This is a genomic window from Mangrovibacterium sp., assembly GCF_041596335.1.
Lineage (GTDB): Bacteria > Bacteroidota > Bacteroidia > Bacteroidales > Prolixibacteraceae > Mangrovibacterium.
In genome coordinates this window covers 122696-148368 of the sequence record NZ_JBFHIT010000001.1, presented here as the reverse complement: position 1 = coordinate 148368, position 25673 = coordinate 122696, and the positions used below count along the sequence as shown (strand labels likewise).

Sequence of the window (25673 nt, the reverse complement as noted above, 5' to 3'; positions counted from 1 at the left end):
CGAGTTTCAAAAACTTCAAACATTCGCTAAAATCAGCTGGTAAATTGCAATTCGCTGAGGGTGTAGTACATGCCGTTAACATCTTCCACCAACTCCTGATGGGTCCCTTTTTGGATGATTCGTCCAAAATCGAGCACCAGAATCTGATCGGACAGCCGGATGGTCGACAGCCGGTGGGCAATAACAATGGAGGTACGCCCTTTCATGAGTTTTTCCAAAGCATCCTGCACCTGGCGTTCCGACTCCGAATCCAAAGCTGATGTGGCTTCATCCAGAATCAGGATTCGGGGATTTTTCAGCATTGCCCGTGCAATGGCAATTCGCTGGCGCTGCCCTCCGGAAAGCTGCATTCCACGCTCGCCAACAATGCTGTCCAGCCCGTTCGGGGCTTCCTCAATGAACGACCACGCGTTGGCATTGCGTGCCGCGGCTATAATTTCTTCCTCGGTAGCTTGATGGCGTCCATAGGCAATGTTTTCGCGAATGGTACCTCCAAAAAGAAAGACATCCTGCGGAACAACGGCAATTTGCTGGCGTAGTTCGGTCAGCGGAATGCTTTTGATATCACGTCCGTCGAATAAAATTTCACCTTTCGAGGCCTCGTAAAAATGCAACAGCAGATTCACGATGGTCGATTTTCCCGCGCCACTTGGTCCAACAAGAGCTATTTGCTGGTTTGCATCAATTTTCACCGAAATATCGTTCAGCACTTCGACCTCGGGGCGGTTGGGGTATCGAAACGAAATGTGCTTAAATTCAATTGCTCCTTTCAGAAGATTGTGCTCAACCAGCGCTGTTTGTTGTTCAATAATTTCGGTGGGTTCATCCAGTATTTCCAACAGGTTTTCGGTAGCGCCGATCGCTTTTTGCAAGCGCGCGTAAACATCGGCTAAGCCACCCATCATTCCGGCAATAAAAGCACTGTACAAAACAAAGGAAAACAGCTGCCCGGCATCAATTTGTCCGGTCGCTATCATACTTGTGCCCCGCCAAATTACAGCGAGCATAGCTCCGAACATTCCCAGAATCATAAAGGCTGAAAACCACGACCGGTACCAGCCTCCTTTGATACCGGTTAGCGCGACCTGGTTGGTTTTATCGGTGTAGCGCCCAATTTCGAAAAATTCGTTGGCGTAGGCTTTCACGTTTTGAACGCCCTGAAGGGTTTCTTCAACAATCGTGTTTGAGTCGGCCACTTCTTGCTGAACTTTTTTGGAAAACCGTTTGATAAAACGCCCGAATACCACCGCGACGATTACCACAACAGGCAAAACCAAAAGCATGAAAAGAGTTAGTTTGGCCGAGATGAAAAACAGCAACGTGATTCCTCCGGTGATAATGAGCATTGTGCGTAAAAAGTCGGCAACCGTTGAGGTTAACGTATCTTCGAGCAGTGAAATGTCCGACGAAATGCGGCTGTTCAGTTCTCCCACCCGACGCTTCAGGAAAAAACTCATGGGCAATCGAATTAGATGGCTGTAGGTATGTTGGCGGATGGCAGCCAGTGTTTTCGAAGTAACACGAACAAACATGTTGGTGCGAATAAAACTTGAAATAGCCTGTATAATCAGAACCCCAGCCAGCAATAAAACGATCTGGTTGATTTCGTGTTGCGATTTTCCGGTTGTTCCCAAATCGACCAAAATGCCCAGCAAACGGGGAAAAGCCAGTGTAGCTAAACTGGTCATTAAAAGGAAGAACATTCCGATGTAAAACTCGAACCGGTAGGGTTTCATGAATTTATACAACCGAAGTGTTTTCTTTAACGATTCGCGCGATAATTTTGGGCGTTGCTTTTTATTTTCCATGTTGGTTCAATGCTGTACAATCTGATTTGATTAGTTCACCCCAAAAAACAGATTTGAACGTGATAAGTTTAACAATTTCAGCGATCGAATTTCTTCGGAGCTGCATTGTGCTGACAATAAAGCCTCTCGCTGCTTCGAATTTTACGAACAGGGAACGAGTAGGAAAAAAACAATGAACCGCCAATCCGCTTAATCAGCTCAGTTTTCCCTTGTAGTCTTCGTAGCCGAATTTTCTGATTAGTTGGAATTCGCCATTTGCTTTAATCATTCCAATGGAAGGATGTTCAACGCCATTGAAGAAGGTTGTTTTAACCATCGTGTAATGGATCATGTCTTCCAGAATCAAGTCGTCACCAATTTTTAGTTCCTGATCAAACGACCAATAGCCGTAATAATCGCCACTCAAACAGGTGTTTCCACCCATGCGATAGGTTGGTTTTTCGCTCACCGGTCCAAATTCGGCATGTCGGATTCGGGGCTGGTACGGCATTTCCAAACAGTCGGGCATATGGGCAGCAAACGACACATTCAACATCGCCGTTTTGATGCCTTTGTTTTCAACCAAATCCAGAACACTTGCTTTCAGAAATCCGGTTTCCCAGGCAAAGGCGCTTCCCGGCTCCATAATAATGTGCAGGTTTGGGTAACGCGATTGCAGCCCTTTCAGCAATTCAATCAGGTGGTCAGTATCATAGCCTTTGCGGGTCATCAGGTGACCACCACCCATGTTCAGCCATTTCACCTTTTTTAGGAATTTGCCAAATTTTGCCTCCACTGCGGCCAGTGTTTTTTGCAAATCGGTGGAGTACGATTCGCACAACGTATGGAAGTGAAGCCCATCAATTCCCTCGGGAAGTTTATCGCCAATTTGTTCGGCAATTACACCCAGGCGAGATCCTGGAGCGCAGGGGTTGTACAATTCAGTTTCCACTTCCGAAAACTCGGGATTTACCCGAAGGGCAACCGATATTTTCTTTCCCGATTGTTGAATTAACGGGTAAAACCGTTCGTATTGGCTGAGCGAGTTAAAGGTGATATGGCTGGACATTCGGATGATTTCCGGGAATGTTTCCATGTCGTAAACCGGCGCGTAGGTGTGCGCCTCGGTTTTCATCTCCTCGAAACAAAGTTTTGCTTCGTGCAGCGAACTGGCTGTTGCACCCGAAATATACTCCCGCACAATTGGAAAGGCGCTCCACATGGCAAAACCTTTGAATGCCAGAATGATTTCGACCCCGGCCCGTTGAGAGACCGACTGAATCAGCTGTAGATTTTTGCGCAACAAGTTTTCTTCCAATACAAAACAAGGAGAGGGGATTTGAGGAAATTCAACGTTCATTTTAAATATCGTTTATTGTTTTCGCCCACAAAAATAGGGAATTGTTTCGAGTTAGCGAGAGCTGCAAGTAGAAAGCTTAAAGCTGCAAGACAGGGGAAGTTGCAGTCAGTTTTCACTAGCCCATTAGTGGAGAGCTGTTGCTTAGTGACAAGTAAAAAGGGGAAAAAAGCCGCAGTCGCGGGATTGCGATGCAGCCTATATTTGAAGTTATTAAATTTACTTTGTGTCTTCGCGTCTTTGCGTTTAACTATTTTGGGTATGATCGGTAATCAGAGAATCGCTTTCAGTTCATCTTCCAGATCTTTCCGAAGTTCGGCGCTGGCCGGAAAAAGCGGCAGGCGAACAACGGATGTCGATAAGCCCATGATTTCCATCACAGCTTTAATGCCAGCCGGGTTTCCTTCACGGAAAATAAGCTTCAGCAGATCGACTAATTTAAGATGTAACTCGCGGGCTTCATTGTATTTTCCGGCGTTGGCAAAATGAACCAGATCGGAAAGTTGCTTTGGAAGGGCATTCGAAATCACTGAAATGACACCGATACCACCAACGGCAATCACCGGCAGCGCGAGCACATCGTCGCCCGAAATTACGGCAAAATGATCCGGGCCGTGTTTCACCATTTTTGCCACCTGCGACGATTCGCCTGATGCTTCCTTAATGGCAATTACGTTAGGACAAGCTTTGGCAATAGCAACCGATGTGGCCGATTCCATATTGACACCGGTTCGCGAAGGAACGTTGTACAAAACAACCGGAACGGGGCTGGCCTGGGCGATTAATTTATAGTGCTCAATTAAGCCGGCTTGTGGCGGACGATTGTAATAGGGTGTAACCGAGAGAATTCCGGCAATGTCGTTAAAATCGGTTTGACGGATGGTTTTGATCACTTTTTGAGGATCATTGCCTCCCAGTCCAAGCATGACCGGCACCCGCTTATTTACCTTCGATTTGATGCAGTTTACCACCTCCAGTTGTTCTTCGGCAGTCAGGGTCGGAGTTTCGGCTGTAGTCCCCAAGGCAACGAGGTAGTCTACTCCTCCGGCAATTTGTGCTTCAATTAAGTTTTCAAGTGCATTAAAATCAATCGAATAATCATTTTTGAACGGCGTTACCAAGGCAACCCCAGCGCCTTTAAACAGGTGTGTCATGCTCTATTTCGTTTATTTTATTTCAGTTAAATAATGAATCAGCTGTTCGACCAGGAACGAGGCTTCCTTTCGTTGGCTGACATCAATGTTGAGATCCAGATAATTTGGATTTGCAGAACTCCAGCCGGTTTTGAATGAGGCCAACGACATAGCCCGAACAACCAGAACCGGCATGCTGTCGGATAGGCTTATATCGAAAAGCATATCGAAGCGTTCGTCAATAAACTCAATCACAGCCGGACTTTTGGGTGTTCCCAAAAACGAGAAATCCTTTTTGCTGAAGGTAATCTGTCTGGCTTCGGTTGAATAGCACAGATCCTTACTGTTTATTTTTCGCTTGTCCAGGTATTTTTTCAATAGTTCAAAACCAGCCCGGTCATTCTCGTTCCATAGGATTCCCACAGATTGTGCGTTCTCCAGATTGATGAATTTTTTACTGCGTGTCCTCGACTTTTCGACACGCCCAAGCTGCCAGCAAATTAATCTGTTTTTTAGTCCCATAAAACTTGCGCAAAAATAAGAATTTGTTTGTGATTAATCCCCGATCTTTGAAAAAGTAGTGTCGAAATTCTATCTGTTTTTTCAGTTTGAAATCAAATAGGCCTTTGTACTTGCAATTTATAATCAATCGTGTCGGTCTAGTTTATCATCTGCAGAAACTCTTCTTCGCTGATAATGGGAATACCCAGTTTGGCTACCTTTTCGAGTTTGGATGGGCCGATGTTGCTGCCGCCCAAGAGGTAAGAAGTGTTTTTGGAGATTGATCCAACGCTTTTACCTCCGTTCTTTTCGATCAGGTTTTTCAACTCGTCGCGTGAATGGTTTTCAAAGGTTCCGGAGATGACAATATTGAGCCCTTCCAGTTTCTGACTGCGATCGCTTAGTACAGACTGATCCAGTTCAAATTGAAGTCCTTGCTCCATTAAGCGGTCAACCATCGCTGTATTGCGTTCATCCTTAAAATACGCAATTACACTTTCGGCAATTCGCCCGCCAATTTCATCGATATCGGTTAGCTGTTCCAGGCTAGCCGAACGAATCGCTTCGATACTGATTAACTTTTGAGCCAGTTTTTTGGCAACAGTTTCGCCCACAAACCGGATACCCAAGGCAAACAAAACCCGCTCAAACGGAACTGCCTTCGATTCTTCCAGGCTTTTCAAAATCCGTTCAGCCGATTTTTCGCCCATCCGCTCGAGCGTTACCAGTTGGTCGGCACTCAAATCATACAAATCGGCGCTATTGCCAACCAGCCCTTCCTGGTACAAAAGTTCAATGGTTTCTTGTCCAAGGCCGTCAATATTCATGGCCCGGCGACTAATAAAATGCTCAATTTTTCCTTTAATCTGAGGTGGGCAACCGGTTTCGTTCGGACAATAATGCGCTGCTTCTCCCTCCCTTCGAACCAGAGGTGTTTCGCACTCCGGACAATTTTTAATGAACGCGACTTTTGCGGCACCCGTTTGACGGAGACTGTCATTCACATCCACAATTTTTGGAATAATCTCTCCGCCTTTTTCAACAAACACAACGTCGTTCAAATGCAAATCCAGTTTGTTGATGATGTCGGCATTATGCAGCGACGCGCGTTTCACAATGGTTCCGGCCAGCAGCACAGGAGTGAGGTTTGCAACCGGAGTTACCGCACCCGTTCGCCCTACCTGGAAACTAACCGACTCAAGAGTTGTGCTCACCTGTTCGGCTTTAAATTTGTAGGCTACTGCCCAACGTGGCGACTTGGCTGTGAAGCCCAGATTGTTTTGTACGCGACGCGAATTGACTTTAATCACGATTCCGTCGGTGGCCACCGGGAGGTTGAAACGTTCAGTATCCCAGTGGTTTATAAATTCAATTACCTCGTTTATATCAGCGCATTTACGCGTATGTTCCGAAATTTTAAAGCCCCAGCTCCTTGATCGTTCCAAATTTTCGAAGTGCCCGTCATCGGGAAGGTTTTCACCCAGCAGGTAATAAAAATAGGCGTCTAGCTTACGTTTGGCAACTTCGGAGGCGTTTTGCAGCTTTAAAGTCCCCGAAGCGGCATTTCGAGGGTTGGCAAATGGCAGTTCTCCGTTTTCCTCCCGTAGTTGGTTAAGTTCGGCAAATACGGCAAACGGCAGCAAAATCTCGCCCCGCATCTCAAAACTTTCGGGATAATCGTTTCCTTTCAATTTTAACGGAATGCTGCGGATGGTGCGTACATTGGCGGTTACGTCGTCGCCTTTTTCGCCATCGCCCCGAGTAACAGCGCGGGCTAAACTGCCATTTTCGTAGATCACGCTTACCGATGTTCCATCAAATTTAAGTTCGCATACATAGTCATAGGTTTCTTCGGTCAGCTTTTTAATTCGTTGGTCGAAGTCGAATAATTCGGCCTCGGAGTAGCTGTTCGAAAGCGACAACATCGGGTACTGGTGCTTTACCTGCACAAACTCCTGATTGAGATCGCTACCAACACGTTGCGAAGGTGAGTTTGGATCGAAAAACTCGGGGAATCCGGCTTCCAGCTTTTCCAGTTCTTTCAACTTCATATCAAACTCATAGTCACTGATGGTGGGGTTTGAAAGTACATAGTATTGATAATTATGTTCTTCCAACTCGTGGCGTAATGCCTCAATTCGTTTCTTAGCCTCTTCCGGATTCATTGTGGTAAAAAATTTGCCCTAAAATACGAAAACCGATTAGATGCCGAACACTTCATTTTCGTATTCGCACTCCAATAATTTAAATTGATGGAGATGACCGGCCGATTGTCAGAATCCCGGATATCCCACTATTTGAGGGTTTAATGACTAAAAATCAATCAACTAAAATCCTCAAAAATGAGGATTGAATTCAGGTTGTTATGATGGTAATTTTAATATCGGATGTTGCGGTCTGAAATTGGACAGAAGTAATTGTGTCAGGGTCTTCATGCCTGTCACCGCAAGTTACTTCATGAACCATCACCTCAGCTTGTACTGAATGTCTGGTTTGTCCGAAGTTAATCCGGTTCTGCCAGATCCCTCTAAAATCAATCATCACACGCAGTTGATGCGACTATCTCAGTGAATACGAATCTCCTGACTGTTAATGAAATGCTACATACCACACTATCTTTTATAACCAATGAGTTGAATGAACATTTGAAACTACGTACCGGTACTCCGGGGGTCGATCGGGTGTTTTTAACCAGTGTGGCAACAGAGAGCAACGGGGTAATTATTCCCGACAAATCTCTGGGCGTATCACTGATCAACATTGAAGAAGAGCGCGTATATAAAGACCAGCGGAACTCGTTGGTCAACAACTCGGGGAGTGTTGAGTATCTGAATCCGGAGATCAAACTGAATCTGTACATTCTGATTTCGGCAAATTTTCAGGATAAAAAAGCCAACGACTCGACCGACGATTATGTGGAAGGCCTGAAACAGCTCTCGTTTGTCATTTCATTTTTTCAGGCCAAAAATGTGTTCACGCAAGAAAATTCGCCTGCATTGGCTGGCTACGATCCTACAATTCGCCGACTGGTGGTGGAGTTATATTCCTATTCGTTTGAGCAGCTTTATAATTTTTGGACCGTTGTGGGAGCCAAATATCTGCCTTCGGTTCTATACAAGTTGAAGATTGTCACCTTCCAGGAAAGACAGATTTTGGGTACCGAAGTGCCAATTGAGCAAATTCGAATTGACAGCAAAACGAAAAGCGGATGAATATAAACTACCATAGACTTTTTAATCTGCTTGTCGGGCACGACTATTTTAAAGACGGTCTGGATCGCTTTATGCAGATTGATCCGACCAGCGAGACGATCCGGTTGCTTCAGAACGGGAAGATGCTGTTTAAACGTCTGCCACATGGAGTTACTGTTTTATATCGGGCTGGCGATGATGGTGTTTCTCCTTTTGTTGAACTATCGGGCGAGCAACGGTTCACCTTCACTTTAAACTGCGACCGCAAAGCGGATTTGCTTAGTTTGACACAGTTGGATGAATCTGCCAGCCGGAAATACGCTGCCGGTGAAATCCTATTTTTCACCAACAATCCAGCCGCCTCGTCAAGCAATCCGTCCAATCCTGAACGAATCAGTCACAGCCTTTTGGATAGCCTGGAGCTAAAACTTTTCACCTATGAATTTCGGATCAATGGGAACCCTTCGACAGTACAATTCCGGGTAACGGATGCGGCGGGGAATCCGGTTTCAGTAGGAAAAGATGCGAACGGGCTTCCTTTTCCGCCAACCCTGAATTTAGTGATCAACTCAACAAATCAATTCAGTATTCAGGTTGATTTGCGAAACAAACCCAATGGCAGATATACCTTAACTGTTTTAGATGAAGCCGGGATCGTCGTGCTGTCGGAAAAGGCGATTTATGCGAATGATGAATTAGCCCGGAAAAACACATTGGGTATTGTTGAACTTAATTACGATACGCTAAGTGGAAACTTGTACGGTAATACCGAAGAGTATTGGTTGCAGTTCCGCAGGGCTGCTACCATCTGGAAGTATTACGTGGTGAACAAGCGAACGAATATTGATTTCAATTCGGATACTTTATCCATAAATGATAGCGGAACCACCACAGGAACACCATATCAGTCAGATCAGTTTAGCCGTGCTTATGCAAGCCTTCAAATCACGGCTGATGCAACAGGGCAAGCAGGAAACTCAATTCAGCTGAGTTATAGCGGAACGGGCGAGTTTCCTGCTGCCGTTTTATCGGGCAAAACATTGTCTGGCGGCGAAACCGGAGTAGCCGCAACCGGCACTATTACAATTGTAAACAATGCGGCAGCAGGATACACGATCACGATTAACGGGGTCAGTTTTACCGAGGGAAGTGATTTTAATCAGGGAGCAACTGCTGCGGCTACCGCCGGTTCATTGCGTTCGGCAATCAACGCGAGCGGGGCGACAACAGTTTCTGCAAGCTTATTGAAATATGATGTCCAAATCGACAACCACCAGGCAGTGGTTTTTCAATCAACACATGGAATTCCTTTTTACGAGATTCCAAAAACCAACCTTCAACTCCGAAAGACACCCGGCAATCAGGTTTTGGTTGCCAATTTACCTAATCCTTCTCCCGGAGGAACTACGAAACAGTATAGTGGCAGCCCGGAATCAGAAGTCTACCTCTATCTATGAAAACAGTTAATACGAAATAATTAAAGCGAACGATTATGGCCAGTTACAAAACACCCGGTGTCTATGTCGAAGAAATATCGAAGCTACCCGCTTCGGTGGCTCCGGTCGCTACGGCGATACCTGCATTCATCGGTTACACTGAAAAACGCGAGAAAGATGGAGCTGCTTTACCGGTCAACACACCGGTTCGAATCAGCTCTATGCTCGAGTTTGAAGAGATCTTTGGCGGAGCTTTTAATGAGAGCCTCACCGTTACTCTTTCCGGAGCTGACGTGACAGAAGCAAATACCAGCATTTTGGTCGCGGCAGCCACCTCTTTATCTCCGTATGCCATGCACTATCATCTGCGCATGTATTTTGCTAACGGCGGTGGTCCCTGCTACATTGTTTCCGTAGGAGGCTATGCGGCTCTTCCGTTGCCCGGCGATTCAAGTACGCTTGTAACCGTTGGCGAACTACAGGCCGGACTTACTGCCGTTGAAAATGAAGACGAGGTGACTTTGCTCGTGGTTCCGGAGGCAATCACGTTGGGACCTGCAAACCGCAAAACGATTAATGATGCTATGCTCACCCAATGCAACAAATTACAAGATCGGTTTGCAATTATAGATGCCAGTGTGCTGGGAGGAACCGTTGATGCTGACGGAACAGGTTTCAGAGCCGATGTTGGCAGCGATAACCTGAAATACGGTGCGTCGTATTATCCGTCGCTAAAAACTACCATCAACCTGAATTTTAAAGCTTCAGGCGTTGCAATTACCGACAGCCGAACAGGAGGAACATTTACCGGAGGAAAAACTCTGGCCGATGTTTGGGCTGGTGGCAATCCGGCAGTGGCAGCTACAGGAACAATTACGATCGACGATTTTACGGTTTTAGATGACGATGTGCTCACCATCAACGGACAGGCTCTGACTGAAGGTGCGGCTCTGGACTGGCAGGCCGGTGCTTCAAACAACGATGCAGCGGCTTCAATTCATGCTGCAATTCTGGCACTGGCCGATACGGCCTACGCGGCAGAGGTAGCAGCCAATGTAATTACCATCACGGCAGTTCCGGGTAGCGCCGGAAACAGCATTGCATTGGCGTATGCCGATAGTGGCAGTGGTAGCGGAGTAACGCTTTCGGGAGCAACCCTCACCGGTGGTGCCAATGCACTGGCAGCCGATAAAGCGCTCTACAACAACATCGTAAAAGCCATTAAAAAGAAATTCGAAATTGTGCTCTATCCATCATCGACAATGGCAGGCGTATATGCTCGGGTCGATCATGATCGTGGTGTGTGGAAAGCACCGGCAAACGTGAGCCTTCGGTTGGTTAAAGCCCCATCGGTATTGGTGACAAGCGAGCAACAGATGAATCTGAATGTCGATGCGACTTCCGGAAAATCCATCAACGTGATCCGCAATTTTGCCGGAAAAGGAATTGTGGTTTGGGGCGCCCGAACCCTGGCAGGGAACGATAATGAATGGCGCTATGTTCCGGTTCGCCGACTGTTCATTTTTGTGGAGGAGTCGGTGAAAAAAGCCACCGAGTTTGTGGTGTTTGAGCCGAACGACGCGAAAACCTGGCTTCGAACCAAAACGATGATCGAGAATTTCCTGTCGGCTTTATGGCGCGACGGAGCACTGGCCGGAGCCAAACCCGCAGAAGCCTTCTTTGTGAAAGTTGGCTTGGGTGAAACCATGACAGCTCTCGATATTCTGGAGGGGCGAATGAATATTGAAATTGGAATGGCTGCCGTGCGGCCGGCCGAGTTTATCATTCTAAAATTTTCCCACAAACTTCAGGAATCCTAACAATTAAACCGAAACATAAAATAGAAACCTATGGCAATTTATAAAACACCGGGAGTATACATTGAAGAGATTTCCACGCTGCCTGCCTCGGTGGCGGCAGTGGAAACAGCCATTCCTGCTTTTGTTGGCTATACGGCTGAGGCTGAGAAAGATGGTGTTAATGTGACCGGGAAAGCGATCCGCATTTCCTCGTTGCTGGAATATCGCGAAATATTTGGCGGGCCGAATAACGAAGGTATTGATGTGGTTCTGAACGATACGGTGAATTCCGCCAACGAAGTCACGAACCGTTCGGTGGTTGTGACAATCCCTTCTGTTTCAAAATTCAAATTGTATTATCAGCTCCAAATGTTCTTTAATAATGGTGGCGGCGATTGCTACATTTTGTCGGTTGGCGATTATTCCACAGGGGTGTCGCAATCGGAGCTGACGGACGGAGTTAAATTGCTGGAAACCGTTGACGAGCCAACTTTGTTGCTTTTCCCCGATGCTGTTTCGTTAGACACGGTCGGTGAGTATGGACAGGTGATTCAGGCATCGCTAGACCATTGCAACAAATTGCAGGATCGGTTTACCATTGCCGACATGTACGGCAGCGACGCTACCGTTTTTCGGGGACAACTCGGAACGGACTACCTGAAATACGGAGCCGCATATTATCCTTTCCTGGAAACCACCCTGAATTACGGCTTCGATGAAAGCGTGGTCGATATCACGGCTCATAATCAAAGTGGAGGTGGTGCTGTTACATCACTGGCCGGAACAACACTGGCCACACTGGCTTCAACCGAACCGAGTTTATACCGCACCATTTTGGCTGAGATTGCCAAAAAGCGGGTTGTCCTTTCGCCCTGTGGCTCGGTTGCCGGAATTTATGCCCGGGTCGACCGCGACCGGGGAGTTTGGAAAGCGCCTGCGAATGTTGGTGTTCGCTCGGTAGTCGGACCGGTAACCAAAATTACCCACGAGCAACAGGAGTCGCTCAATGTGGATGCATCGACCGGAAAATCAATCAATGCCATTCGCGTTTTTACCGGCAAAGGAACATTGGTTTGGGGGGCGCGTACCTTGGCTGGCAACGACAACGAATGGCGCTATGTGCCGGTGCGAAGGCTTTACATCTTTATTGAAGAATCGGTGAAAAAAGCGACCGAATTTGTTGTGTTCGAGCCCAATGACGCCAATACCTGGCTACGAACCAAAACCATGATCGAAAATTTCCTGACCACCCTTTGGCGCGTTGGAGCGCTGGCCGGAGCTAAAACCAACGAGGCTTTCTTTGTGAAAGTTGGGTTGGGCGAAACCATGACAGCACAGGATATTCTCGAAGGGCGGATGATTATTGAAATCGGGATGGCTGCGGTGCGTCCTGCCGAGTTCATAATTCTGAAGTTTTCGCACAAAATGCAGGAATCCTAATCTTAGAAAAACAGTGATCAACTTTAAAATACAATCGATATGGCTATTAACTATCCAGTTAGCGTTTTCCATTTCCAGGTAGAATGGGGAGGAAATAGAATCGGTTTCACCGAAGTTTCGGGACTGACCGTTGAACTTCAGAATATCGACTACCGCGAAGGTAGTTCGCTCGAATATCAGGTTACCAAAATGCCGGGTATTCCGCAATATTCAAACATCACGCTGAAGCGTGGAATTTTTCAGGGTGACAATGAATTTTTTCAGTGGCTGAACACGGTGAAGCTCAATAAAATTGAACGGCGCGATCTGACGATTTCATTGCTGAATGAAGAACATGCTCCGGTTGTTTCGTGGAAGGTGAAAGAGGCTTATCCCTGCAAAGTTGAAGGGCCCTCGCTAAATTCAACTGGCAACGAGGTGGCGGTCGAAAGCATTGAACTCTGCCACGAAGGACTGAGCATAGAATTCTCTTAAAACGAATCGGAATTTACCATGGCATTAATTTATCCACCTGTCGGATTTCATTTCATTGTTCGGTTTGAAGGGCTGCTGCTCAAATACCCGGGGATCCCTGATATTGGTTTCCAATCGGTGTCAGGAATCAATGCCGAAGTAAGTGTTGAAGAGTATCACGAAGGTGGTGAAAATCGCTTCAAACATAAGCTTCCAAATGCGGTTACCTACCCCAATTTGGTGCTGAAACGAGGCATGCTAATCGGTTCGCAGCTGATGCAGTGGTTTAAAGATTCGGTGGAAAATTATGCTTTTGAAGCCCATGATATATCGGTGATCTTGCTCAACGGAGATCATCTCCCGATTCAGGGCTGGAACTTCATAAAAGCCTGGCCTGTGAAATGGGAAATCTCCGATTTTAATGCCGAGGAAGCAACTATTGTGATCGAGAACATCGAATTTGCCTACCAGTATTTCAGGCGTTTGGATGTGACTTCACTTCTTTAAAATTGAAACCATGCCAATTGAAATAAAAGAACTTGTAATCCGGGCAATTGTCGACGACTCCCGTGCCAAAACCCAGCCGGCACAAGGCAGTCTTCCAACGGACGACAAACAGGATTGCCGGGCCGAAAAAATTGACCTGCTGATTCAACTGATTAAAGACAAAAACGAACGCTGATGGGACTGCTGAATCTTTTTGATGGACTTGCGGAGGTCGCCAAACTGACCATAATCGCCTATTCTGATGAGAATTTTCAGAATCAGACAGGCGATTCCTTTGCCGTAATGTACAACCCAAATACATTCAGCGAAACTTACGGGACTACCTATATTCCGCAGCGACCGATTGGCGGAACGGCTGACACGCAGGCGTTTCAGGGGCAGCCGTCTAACACGGTTTCGTTCGATTTCCTGTTTGACGGAACCGGTGTGTCGGGTGTTGGTAGTACGGCTGTTGACTTGAACCCCGCAACAGGTGCCGTTGGCTATGTACAGGAACAGATTGACGCGTTTATGAACATCACCCAGCTATATGTGGGAGAGGAGCACCGCACAAACCATTTGGAACTGAGCTGGGGAACGTTTCATTTTTACGGGGTTATGGAGCGGGCCACCGTCACCTATAAACTTTTTCATTCGTCGGGTGCTCCGCTGCGTGCAACCATAAACGCAACCTTTAAGCAAACAGTCTCGCGCGAAGAACAAGCGGCTATGGCGCGGCGCTCATCGCCCGATCTTACTCATTTCAGGTTGGTGAAACAAGGCGAAAGGCTTCCCATGATTGCTAACGAAGTGTACGGCGATTCATCGCTATATCTCGAAATAGCCCGGGTTAATGAGATTAACAACATCCGGAAATTGACTCCCGGTCAACGACTGGTGTTGCCACCTATTAATAAAAACGAAAATGGCTGATTTACGAACGATACCAACACAGGCCGAAACCGACCTGGCAACTTTCACTATTCTGTCGAACGGGCAGGTGATTGGTGGAGATGTTGGCGTGGTGAGTATTTTGGTTACGAAGTCGGTTAACCGGATTCCGACTGCCCGCCTGGTTATTTTCGACGGTAGTGTTCCGCGCGAAAACTTCGAAATCAGTAGTGGCGATTTGTTTGTTCCCGGCAACGAAATCGAAATTTTGGCGGGCTATCATTCTTCCGAGGATATCATTTTTCGGGGCATCATTACTAAACATGCCATTCAGGCCCGAAAAGGCAAACCAGCCTATTTGATTGTTGAAATGAAGGATCCGGCAGTGAAGATGACAATTGGACGCAAAAGCAAGTATTTTGTTGAACTGACAGATAGTGAGATGATTGAAGACGTGATCGGAAGCTATGGATTAACTGCCGATGTGGAAAGTACGTCAATAACACATGCGAGTTTGGTTCAGCATCATACAACCGACTGGGATTTTCTGGTGACCAGGGCCGAAGTGAATGGTAAATTGGTATTGGTTGATGATGGTTCAATTACCGTGAAAGCGCCCGACCTTGCCGCTGATCCCATGGTTGAGCTGGCTTACGGGCACAATATTTATGAGTTTGAAGCCGGAATGGATGCCCGCGATCAGTTTGCCGGTGTTAAAAGCAGCTCGTGGGATCTCACCAATCAGGAAATTGTGGAGGGTGAAGGTGACGATCCCGGTTTGACAGAGCAAGGGAATTTTTCGGCGGCAGATTTAGCGGCAGTTGCCGGCCCTCAGGAACTGTTATTGAAGCATACGGGGCGAATAAAAAATGCGGAATTAAAAGCGTGGTCCGATGCGCAACTGGTGCGTAGTCGCCTGGCCAAAATTCGGGGAAAAGTGAAGATTCAGGGGTTTAGCGATATCAAACCCGGACATGTTATTCAACTGGCCGGCTTTGGTGACCGTATGAATGGTGTCGCTTTTGTCTCGTCGGTTTCGCACCGGGTAACTAATGATTCCAACTGGTTTACCGAACTGGAATTTGGCTTGGAAAAAGATTGGTTCGTCAATCAATTTAGTGACATTGTTGATAAGCCTGCCAGTGGTTTGATTCCGGCTGTCAACGGACTGCAAATAGGGCTGGTAACCAACATTCACGAAGATCCGGATGGTGAAGAGCGTATTAAAGTGCGATTGCCCATTATCGACAACGAGAACGAAGGGGTGTGGGCGAGGCTGGTTACCTTGGATGCAGCGCAGGATCGGGGCTGGGTTTTCCGGCCGGAAGTTGGCGACGAAGTAATTGTTGGTTTCTTGAATGACGATCCGCGCGATCCGATTATTCTGGGCTCTTTGTTTAGCAGCACCAAAGCTTCACCCATCCCTCCCGACGAAGAGAATAACCAAAAGGGACTGACTACCCGCAGTGGCATGAAACTTACGTTCGATGATGACAAAAGCAGCGTGACGATTGAAACGCCGAACGGGAACTCCATTGTCATCAGCGACGATGAAGGCTCTATCAATATTGAGGATGAAAACAGCAACAAATTTCTGCTCTCGTCCGATGGTATTTCGCTCGAGAGCAACTCGGATATCAACCTAAAATCCAATGGCGATATCAACCTCGAAGGGGTGAATATCAATATTAAATCGCAGGCGCAGTTTACGGCTGAAGGCAGCGCCGGAGCCGAGCTGTCGTCGAGCGGGCAAACCGTAGTGAAAGGTTCAATTGTCATGATAAATTAAACGATTATGCCGGCAGCAGCTCGAGTAACAGACACAACAACCCACGGAGGGACGATCATTGGTCCGGGCGAACCAACCGTTTTGATTGGAGGAATGCCTGCAGCGGTGATGGGCGATAATCATGTTTGCTCGCTTCCACCCAATGTGCATCAACCAACGGTGAGCCCTATCCCGGCAGGTAGTTCAACTGTTTTGATTGGTGGAAAACCGGCCGTTCGGGTGGGCGACGTTGCCGTGTGCGGAGCTACCGCGGCAGTGGGTGAACCAACGGTGATAATCGGTTGACAGTTAAAAATGAAGATGAAAAACTAAAATAAAAGACCTTTTATGAAAGATTCCAGAACTAATAATTTCCCCGGAGACTAGCAATAAGACACACAGGGATGATTGGTCTGTAACAAGACTCATCTCTGTGTGATCTCTTGCTCCTTCGAGGTTGGTAAACAGATTGATAATGGCAAAAATTAAAGTAGAAGAAAATACATTTTTAGGAAGAGGATGGTCGTTTCCTCCCGCGTTTTCGCGTGGCGGGCATGGCGTGAATATGGTAGACGATGAGGAGGACATCAGGCAGAGTCTTCTCATTTTGCTGGCAACCGCAAGAGGCGAACGGGTGATGCAGCCTGATTTTGGCGCCAATATGGACGAACTATTGTTCGAACGGTTGTCTGTTTCGGTGGCTCAGAGAGTAAGTGCCCGAACTAAAAAAGCCATTCTTTTTTTCGAACCCCGGGTTAAAGTCGACGACGTTAATTTCGTTATCGATGCCGCAAATGGAATTGTTGAAATCCGGATCGACTACACCGTTATTGCTACTAACAACCGACGAAATATTGTGTATCCCTACTATTTGACCGAGGGAACTGACATTGTTTAAACTGACAGACTTATGGCGATCAATTGTAATTCGAAAAATCCATTGCAGCGCGACGGCACCAGTCAGGCTCAACGACAACTAAAAACGTTGCTGCCCGGGTATGTCGCAGTTGATGAGCGAAGTATGGACGATCTGATCGCTTTTGCCGGCGAATTTGCAAAGGAGATTTACTACTTCAAACCCGATAATACCATTGACCCCGATCCACTAAAAAGTAACTGGTACGATTTTTTCAACCAGCATATCGATCCGGATAGTCAGCTAAATTCGCCGCATTTTGCTTTGTTTATCGCCTTTCTGAAGCTATTTAAATACGCGCAGGACGATATCAACCAGTGGACTAAAAAACACCTTGACTTTTACTATCGCGATGTTCTGCATTTGACTGCAAAACCGGCAGTGCCTGATCAGGTTTACCTGATTTTTGAGTTGGCCAAACATGTTTCAACGCATTTGCTCGAAAAGGAAACCAGCTTCAAAGCAGGGAAGGATGAGCTTGGCAACAATGTGGTTTACAAACTGGACGAAGAAACTTCGCTCAACAAAGCAACGTTGGCCGAATTAAAAGCGCTGTTCCTAAATAAGAATGACTTATTTTCCGCATTGGAGCCCGATCCAAAGAATGATTATCGCTTGTATGTTTCGCCAAAGGCAAATTCGGACGATGGCAAAGGTGGCGGGATCAGCAACGAAGATCAAAGCTGGCGAACATTCGGCGGAATTCAGTTTCCAAACTTCCAATCGGCTTCCGAAACAGCTTTGGTGGCTGACCGCGATCTGGCTGAAATAGGGCTGGCTCTGGCTTCACCTAATTTGTTTTTAGCCGAAGGCGAACGTGTCATCACCATCTATTTAAACCTGTCAGGTTCGCCAACACTGTTGAACAGCCTTACAAACGACATGCTTTATGATGCTTTCCGGCTGAAATTTAGCGGGGAAGAAAAATGGATTGAACCGATTTGGGAGATCGCAGGCTCATCAGGTTTTGATCCGGTGGTGGAAAAGCGTATCCTCGACTTTTTGAACAGCGCGAAAACCGCTGCTGATATTGCAGGTATTGAACCGGTTGAGGGGCCTGTGTTCGACGATCCGGCAACAGGGTTTGGCGACAATCTTCGCGACTACGATATTGGTTTGACTGTTGCCTCGCGTATAATTTCGGAACGCAATAAACGGCCGGGCAGCCGATTTCGAAATTTGGATGACGTGAGGTCGATTAAATATATTGGGCAGGACAAAATAGATGACCTGATTTATAGCTTTGGTGATCCGGTGCACAGTACGACCATCGATAAACAGCACAACCGGATTATTATAAAACGAACCATTACCAAAGATCAGGAGGCGATTGTAGCATATGATGAAGAGGTGTTGCTTGACCCGATAAGAACCGCCTGGCCGGTTGTTAAAATTCTTTTAAATCCCAGTAGCCGCGTTAATCCGTTTATATACAAGTACCTGAAGGATTTTACAATTGGCAGCATGAATCTGGTGGTTGATGTGCGGGAGGCGAAAAACCTGTTAATTCAAAACGATCAGTCTGTGCTGGATATCGGAAAACCTTTTCAGCCCTTTGGTAATCGTCCGATCATCGGCTCAAACTTTTATATTGGTAGTCGCGAGGTTTTTCAGAAAGCTTTAAACGAGCTCACCATTCGTATTAAGTGGCTTGGGTTGCCGGATCTGGCGACTGGATTTAACGGTCATTATGCCAATTATTATCCTAATTCGCCGGCCCGCACCAATCATTCCTTCATTTTTGAATCCAAATTGCTTGATAAAAAGAGTTGGAAAACAGTCGATGCAGATTCCAATAAATTATTTTCCGAAACTGCCGGTTCCAAATTGAAGGCTGAGCACAGCATTTGCTTCAGCAACAACGATCCGGTTGGTGAGCCGCCCTCAACCTTGGTGGGAGCTATTGAGCGCGATGAGAACATCGGCCAATTCACCGAATTTAATCAGGCAAGTCGGAAGGGCTTTCTGCGGTTGACTTTGAAAGGCACCGATTTCGGTCATCGTGAATACCCAACAGCCTACACTAAACGGGTGTTGGTGTCACTAAATGCCGAAACCGATGATTATACCGATCAACTGCCAAAAGAACCATACACGCCCGAAATTGAAGAATTGTCGGTAAACTACGTTTCTGCTGAAACGATCAGAACCGAAAACGAAAGCGACAAAAACTACCGCGAGCGTGTGGAGCAGTTTTTTCATGTTCATCCCATGGGGGTTGTCGAGATCAAGACGACGGCATCAGCCAATTATCTGTTCCCTCAATATACCAACGAGGGCGAATTGTACCTTGGCATAAAAGACCTGGTGCCTCCGCAAAACCTGTCTGTTTTGTTTCAGGTTTCCGAGGGCACTTCCAACCCGGATTTGACTCCACCCGAAGTGGATTGGAGCTATCTGGCCTGCAACGAATGGAGACCATTTCCACAGCAAAATATTCTGGCTGACACCACTAAGGGGGTGATAACTACCGGTGTGGTGAAGTTCGCGGTACCATCGGATGCCTGTGTGGAAAATACCATCTTACCGGGCGGATATCATTGGATTCGAGCATCTGTTCCCAACGATTCGTTTGGTATCCCGCAATTGATTGATGTGCGATGTCAGGCCGCGAAAGTTGTTTTTGCCGATGATGAAAATGATCCGAATTACCTGAGCAAGCCAATGGCTGAAAAGACGATTTCGAAATTGGTGGTTGCCGATTCGGCAATCAAAAAAACAGAACAGCCATTCACTTCTTTTGGCGGAAAAGTGAAGGAAGAAAGTAATGAATTCTATACGCGTGTCAGCGAGCGATTGCGCCACAAAAACCGGTCGATTACAATCTGGGATTACGAACGGATTATTTTGCAGAATTTTCCCTCGGTGTACAAGGTGAAATGTTTAAATCACACTCGTTTCGATGGGGTTTACACAAGTATTAATGAAGCTTCGCCAAGGCACGTCAGCTTAATTGTCGTATCCAATATCCGGAATAAGAATGCGGTTGATCCGCTGAAACCCCGAACCAGTTTGGTGACGTTGTACGACATTGATACCCTGATCGGTTTAGGTCGTTCGCCGTTTATCAATGTGCATGTTCACAATCCGATTTTTGAAGAAGTTCAGGTGAAATTCAATGTGAAGTTCCACGCCGGAATCGATATAGGAATCTATCAACAAAAGCTGAATGAGTCTATCATCCGATACCTTTCTCCATGGGCATTCGAGAGTGGTTCCGACATTGTTTTTGGCGGCAAAATTCATAAGTCAGTTATTTTGAATTTTGTGGAAGAACAGCCGTATGTCGACTACATCACCTGCTTTGAAATGTTTCACATTGTTGCCGATGATCCGACAAACGATCCGCAAAAAGATGTCGAACAGGCTGTGGCTTCAACCTCGGCTTCGGTGCTTGTTTCGGCAGCAGTTCATCAAATAGTCGTGCTCGAAAAGGAAGGAGAATGTGCATGTCCTGATAATGAAGTTATAACCAGTGAAATAGCCGCATCCGACGATTGTCCGTGCGATTAAAATAATTCCCGAATGTCAGAGCCAATTACCATATCACGGAAAGCACCGGAATCGAAAAGTCGTCAATACAACTTTTTGAGGGACGAAGGAATTCAGTATATTCAAAAACTGGCCGGGAAAATCTGGACCGACTATAACATCCACGATCCGGGTGTCACCATTCTCGAGGTGCTTTGTTATGCCATTACCGAGCTGGGCTACCGGGCAAACTATCCGGTTCAGGATTTGTTGTCGGCCAATCCGGAAACGCCCGACGATAGTCTGAATTTTTTCACGGCTCGGGAGATTCTTCCCAACAGTCCGGTTACCGTTAAAGATTACCGAAAGCTGCTGATAGACGTTGATGTTTACGATCCATCGACTGCCGATTGCCAGCATGTTGGAGTGAAAAACGCATGGATTGAAGAAGCAACGCAGAACGAAGTTCCGGTATTTACGCATCAAAAAGCCAGCAAACTAAGTTTCGAACCGGATCCGCTTTACCGCCCCAAGCCGGGTGAAACCGGCCAGACACCAATCGATGTCGGTATTTTGTATGATATTTTGCTCGAGTTTGAAAGTTGTGATGCTTTTGGCGATCTGAATGAAAATATTCTGACGAAAGATTTCGTGATTGAAGAGCATTCGGATGATCCGAAACTAAACGGGCTGACAATAAAAATTGCGATTGAGTTCCCGCGTTGGGACAACACAAATATCGACTGGGATGACCAGCTCAGCATTAAATCGAATGTGCAAAACATTAGTCTGAACATTGGGAAACTGCCTGCAGGATACGAAATTACCTATGCGCTGGTGAACAACATTGTAAAATTGACCGGCTCAGTTACAACTGCTTCAGATGTCGTCAGTATTCTGGGAATACAGGCGATTGAAAATCAGATCAACGATTTCATTTATTACAATTCGGACAGCATGCTGGCTTTCTACCTTCAAAAAGTGGAGAAAATTCGGGAGATTATTGAAGAGGTGAAAGCTCGTTTGCATGGCAATCGGAATTTGGGTGAAGATTTCTATCGGTTGAATGCGCTGAAAGTTGAGAAAATTGCTGTTTGTGCTGATATTGAATTGGCTACGGAAACCAATGTCGAGGAATTTCAGGCGCGCATGTTTCACGAAATTGACAAGTTTTTGTCGCCAACCGTTCATTTCTACACGCTGACCGAAATGCTGGACAAGTGCAAAATCAGGAACGATTATACCATTTTTGAAATCAGTAGCGAACTCCGGTATTTTAGGGTTGAAGGAGATTTAACGGATCGCTTGCTGGCCGGCCAAATCATTTCAATTTCAGGTTCACGCAGCAACGATGGCGATTACACCGTGAAATCAGTTTCGGTTGATCGAAAGTCGAACAGAACCAAGGTGATGGTGACCGAAGAGATTCCTTCAGCCTTGTTGACAGAGGGTGAGCAGCTGTACTTTGTCACAACCGATGAACGTAAATGCCTGACTGCAGATCAAATTTTTGAAGGCCCTGCCTTGCAGCACGGATTTATTGACGATGCTGAGCTGGAGCAGGCCGACCGAAAAAAGTACATTCACGTTTCCGATCTTATTCAGCTTATCATGGATATTCCGGGCGTGGTTTCCGTTCGGTCAATCCAAATTGCCAACATTCCGCTCGACAATGCCGATGGCTCCATCCGGTCGCAAAGTGTGAAATGGTGTTTGCAGCTGGCTTTTGAGCAAAAATACGTTCCGCGTCTAAGTACTGCCGATTCCAAAATTACATACTACAAAAATCAGTTGCCTTTCCGGGCATCGGCCGGCAAAGTTGAACGGTTGATGGTTGAATTATCGGGTGAGGAGCGTGTAGCCAAACTGTTCAATCCTGTGCTCGATTTCGATGTTCCGGAAGGTAAATTCCGGAATCTGGAAAGCTATGAGAGCATTCAAAATGAATTTCCGCTTGCTTATGGTATTGGCGACGAGGGATTTGCTACGCGTGGCAACAATGCTCAGGCGAATAATTCGCGACAGGCTCAAGCCCGGCAGTTGAAAGGCTATTTGATGGTGTTCGACCAGCTGCTGGCCAATTACTTTTCGCAGCTGGCTCATGTGAAGGATTTATTCTCTATGAATGCTGCCCGCGACGAGCTTGGGAATTACATCATCGGGCGCACGTATTACACTCAGCCTTTGTTTGATTTGGTTCCCAATGCCAATGCTCTTTATGTGGATAAGAACGGGCATGCGGTTATTCTCAATCAGATTGCCGAAGATGAGCCGCTTTTCCTGAAACGAAAAAATAAGTTCCTGGATCACCTGATTGGCCGATTTGCTGAGAGTTTTACCGATTATGCTTTGTTGACGATAAAACTATCGGGCGAGGCGGTTGGGCCGGCTGAGTTGATCGAAGATAAATTGCAGTTTCTGAACGACTATCCCCGGATTAGTTCGCGCCGCGGAACCGGAATCAATTATAAAGACAAGTGTGCCGTTTGGAGTCCCGATAATATTTCCGGATTAAGCCGCCGCGCTTCGTTTTTGGTTGGCATTGATCAGGCTGATTCGGACGAATTGTTTTTTTCTCCCAACTTCGAGATTGTTCCGGTTGGCGATGCCTGGCAGATTTTGGTTTCCGACAATATGGCAACGATTCTGCTGAAAAGTAACGAATTGTTTGAGCAGGAGGAAGACGCGAAAATGGGGCTCGAAGAGTTAATTGTTCAGGGACTGTTTACTGAAAATTATCGCATACAGACCGACGATGAGGTGAATTTTTATTTCACCCTGGAATGTGGCGAAAAGCTTGCCGGCACAAGCATTAGGGCGGATTATCCGGATGACGACGTTGACGGTGCGGCCAGTCAGGATATCGGGAAACTGATAGAGTTGTTCAAAACCGAGTTCTTCAGCAATCCTCAATCGAACCGCACGAATCTGGGCTGTCCGATCATGAACTACCTGGATTATCAGGTTGCTGTCGATATGGTTCCGAATCCTCCGATTGCCGTAGTCCACTATAACTTGTATAGTCGGCCGCTGACATATAATTCAGACGATCTCGTGCTTTCGGGAGAGAGTCCGGTGGAAGGAAGCCCGAAATCATTGGTCGATATTCTGTCGGTCGATATTTCAACCCACAAAATTAGTATAGATGGCAATATTGCAGTCAAACTAAATGCCGGTGATGTATTGCTTGTGAACGGTTCGAAGGACAACGACGGGAGTTACACCGTAGCGTCGGCGACCGATGTTAGTGGAACAACGGAAGTCACAGTTCACGAAGTCATTTCATCTGCAGATGTTCCGTTGGGCGAGTTGTTGTACAACAACGAAACGGAGGACGAACTGAATGCAAAAGCTGAAGCTTCGCGTCACGATATATTCTGGCAATTAATCAGTCGGGCATCGCGTGAAAGCAGTTATTATTTCAGTTCCGACAGCGGTGCGTACCGTTTTCGGATCATTGGTAGTTTGGGCAGCGATCTGGCAGAAAGTGAAGACGCCGATTTTAACGATGCCTTAGCCGATGAGATTAATAGCCTTCCTTCAGCAACCATTCAGATTGAAAATTCAGCATCAAACAATGGCGGTTATGCGGTGGTTGGTGCCACAGCAAATGGGCCCGATGTTGAGGTGACGATCGGATCGGCATTGCCGGCAAACCAGGCTGATGGAACTCTTCGTATTTCGGAGTCGTTTTCGTTTTACAGCGATCAAGTAGAAAATGCCTTCGTTGTTGCCTTCGATCTGGGTGGTATTTTGTTCTCGGGCGATCGGCTGAGCATTGTCGGTTCGCAAAGTGTTGATGGCGACTACACCATCTATTCAGTTGAAATCAATGGGGCTGAAACCACCTTGGTTGTGGAGGAAGCTATTCCTGCAAACGATACTACCGGCAGCCTTTCGTATACAAAATCGTTCGCGATAACAAAGGTTGATGGCAGCAAAATCACACTAAAAGGAGGTTATGAAAATAAAGCGGTTGACCTGTTTGTGGAGTTTGTGAATCGGTTGTTTTTTAGTCATGAAGGGATGCATGTGATGGAGCATGTTTTGCTTCGGCCTAAGGTGAAAGGGCTCCATTTTGTGGCTGCCCACGACGAAACATTGACCGAGGGACTGGCAGACAATGGATCGCTTTTCTTCCCGAAAACATGGCCCATCTATTCAGCAAGTACGAGTACAAGGTATTTCCGGGTTAACGCGAATATTTCGGCCGGGCTTGATGCTTCACCAAATTCAATTTTATCGAGCAAAATCCGGATTACAGGAACCGGTGCGAACGATGGCGATTACACGGTAAAAAGTGCGCAATTCAATAGTAGCAGCGGTAGAACACGAATTCGAACAGCGGAAGCCATTGCGAATGAAATTCCGTTTTCGGCTCCGGTTGGCAGTCTCACCTATCTGCAAGGAACACCAATAACAGCGATTTCAGCGGCTTTGATGCTCATTACGATGAACGAGCCGGAAGCCATTGGGGTGGCACCGGGCGAGGTAGTTGAGATTCGCGGTTCAACCGGTGGTACCAATGATGGACGCTATGAAGTTGACCACCTGACTGACCTTGGAACCCATCAGGAGATTGTTATTCGCCGGGTTGAAACGATGGTGGAAGACAAATTGCTGGACATTGTACTGGAAGACGATTCGTGTGAGGCTTGTCAGATTCAGGATCCCTACACCTGTGTGGCCAGCGTGATTTTGCCTCACTGGCAGGGGCGATTTGATAACAAGGACTTCCGTCGATTCTTCGAACAGCAAATCCGGTTGGAAGCTCCGGCGCATGTCTTTCTGTCGGTGTGCTGGATTAGCTGCGCTCAAATGGATGAATTTGAAACCCGATACAAAGCATGGCTGCTCGAAAATGCCCGGGAAGTGAAAGATTACGGCTTGCTTTCAAAATGTCAACGCGAGCTTGTTGAGACGCTCGGCACCCTCCGGAATGTCTATCCGTCAGGAACACTCTATGATTGCGCCGTTGATGAAACACTTGAGAACGCGATCATTTTAGATCATTCGGTTTTAGGTAATGCATAAAAACATACGA

General features: G+C 46.7%; 18 protein-coding genes. 13 read left to right on the top strand and 5 right to left on the bottom strand.

The genetic code is table 11. The features are described from left to right. Positions 1-32: 32 nt before the first annotated feature. From ABZD21_RS00505 to ligA, 5 genes are all read right to left on the bottom strand, one after another. Complete coding sequence (locus tag ABZD21_RS00505) at positions 33-1808, bottom strand: ABC transporter ATP-binding protein (protein ID WP_372772024.1); 1776 nt, start codon at positions 1806-1808, stop codon at positions 33-35. 193 nt (positions 1809-2001) lie between these two features. Next, complete coding sequence (nspC, locus tag ABZD21_RS00500; RefSeq protein WP_372772023.1) at positions 2002-3147, bottom strand: carboxynorspermidine decarboxylase; 1146 nt, start codon at positions 3145-3147, stop codon at positions 2002-2004. A 269-nt stretch (positions 3148-3416) separates the two neighbouring features. Continuing rightward, positions 3417-4298, bottom strand: coding sequence for a 4-hydroxy-tetrahydrodipicolinate synthase (gene dapA, locus ABZD21_RS00495; RefSeq protein WP_372772021.1), 882 nt, complete (start codon positions 4296-4298; stop codon positions 3417-3419). A gap of 12 nt (positions 4299-4310) precedes the next feature. After that, positions 4311-4799, bottom strand: a complete 489-nt coding sequence (locus tag ABZD21_RS00490) for a hypothetical protein (protein WP_372772019.1) — start codon at positions 4797-4799, stop codon at positions 4311-4313. A gap of 137 nt (positions 4800-4936) precedes the next feature. Continuing rightward, the gene (gene ligA, locus ABZD21_RS00485; protein WP_372772017.1) at positions 4937-6943 is read right to left on the bottom strand and encodes an NAD-dependent DNA ligase LigA; all 2007 of its coding nucleotides are present in this window, start codon (positions 6941-6943) and stop codon (positions 4937-4939) included. A gap of 432 nt (positions 6944-7375) precedes the next feature. Here ligA and ABZD21_RS00480 point away from each other — a divergent pair, with 432 nt between their 5' ends. From ABZD21_RS00480 to ABZD21_RS00420, 13 genes are all read left to right on the top strand, one after another. Further along, the gene (locus ABZD21_RS00480; protein ID WP_372772016.1) at positions 7376-7990 is read left to right on the top strand and encodes a DUF4255 domain-containing protein; all 615 of its coding nucleotides are present in this window, start codon (positions 7376-7378) and stop codon (positions 7988-7990) included. Then, positions 7987-9426 (top strand): hypothetical protein, encoded by a 1440-nt coding sequence (locus ABZD21_RS00475; protein WP_372772015.1) that lies wholly within the window; start codon positions 7987-7989, stop codon positions 9424-9426. Before ABZD21_RS00480 ends, ABZD21_RS00475 begins: the two co-directional genes overlap by 4 nt. A gap of 35 nt (positions 9427-9461) precedes the next feature. Continuing rightward, a complete protein-coding gene (locus ABZD21_RS00470; RefSeq protein ID WP_372772013.1) occupies positions 9462-11225 on the top strand; it encodes a phage tail sheath family protein in 1764 nt (587 codons plus the stop codon). Positions 11226-11255: 30 nt separating this feature from the next. Continuing rightward, positions 11256-12644 carry a phage tail sheath family protein gene (locus ABZD21_RS00465; RefSeq protein WP_372772011.1) on the top strand — a complete coding sequence of 463 codons (1389 nt, stop codon included), beginning with the start codon at positions 11256-11258 and terminating at the stop codon, positions 12642-12644. A gap of 39 nt (positions 12645-12683) precedes the next feature. Next, positions 12684-13118, top strand: coding sequence for a phage tail protein (locus tag ABZD21_RS00460; RefSeq protein ID WP_372772009.1), 435 nt, complete (start codon positions 12684-12686; stop codon positions 13116-13118). A gap of 18 nt (positions 13119-13136) precedes the next feature. Further along, complete coding sequence (locus ABZD21_RS00455) at positions 13137-13604, top strand: phage tail protein (RefSeq protein WP_372772007.1); 468 nt, start codon at positions 13137-13139, stop codon at positions 13602-13604. A gap of 10 nt (positions 13605-13614) precedes the next feature. Further along, on the top strand, positions 13615-13779 hold the full coding sequence (locus tag ABZD21_RS00450; protein ID WP_372772005.1) for a DUF5908 family protein: 165 nt from the start codon (positions 13615-13617) through the stop codon (positions 13777-13779). Beyond that, positions 13779-14516 carry a hypothetical protein gene (locus tag ABZD21_RS00445; protein ID WP_372772004.1) on the top strand — a complete coding sequence of 246 codons (738 nt, stop codon included), beginning with the start codon at positions 13779-13781 and terminating at the stop codon, positions 14514-14516. The genes ABZD21_RS00450 and ABZD21_RS00445 overlap by 1 nt, the downstream gene beginning before the upstream one ends. Then, a complete protein-coding gene (vgrG, locus tag ABZD21_RS00440; RefSeq protein WP_372772003.1) occupies positions 14509-16263 on the top strand; it encodes a type VI secretion system tip protein VgrG in 1755 nt (584 codons plus the stop codon). Before ABZD21_RS00445 ends, vgrG begins: the two co-directional genes overlap by 8 nt. A gap of 6 nt (positions 16264-16269) precedes the next feature. Continuing rightward, positions 16270-16548 (top strand): PAAR domain-containing protein, encoded by a 279-nt coding sequence (locus ABZD21_RS00435; RefSeq protein WP_372772002.1) that lies wholly within the window; start codon positions 16270-16272, stop codon positions 16546-16548. Between the two features lie 169 nt (positions 16549-16717). Continuing rightward, entirely contained in the window at positions 16718-17140 is a 423-nt protein-coding gene (locus ABZD21_RS00430; RefSeq protein WP_372772000.1) for a GPW/gp25 family protein, read from the top strand. Between the two features lie 12 nt (positions 17141-17152). Next, positions 17153-20671 (top strand): hypothetical protein, encoded by a 3519-nt coding sequence (locus ABZD21_RS00425; RefSeq protein ID WP_372771999.1) that lies wholly within the window; start codon positions 17153-17155, stop codon positions 20669-20671. 12 nt (positions 20672-20683) lie between these two features. Next, positions 20684-25663, top strand: a complete 4980-nt coding sequence (locus ABZD21_RS00420) for a hypothetical protein (protein ID WP_372771997.1) — start codon at positions 20684-20686, stop codon at positions 25661-25663. The last annotated feature ends 10 nt before the right edge of the window (positions 25664-25673 follow it).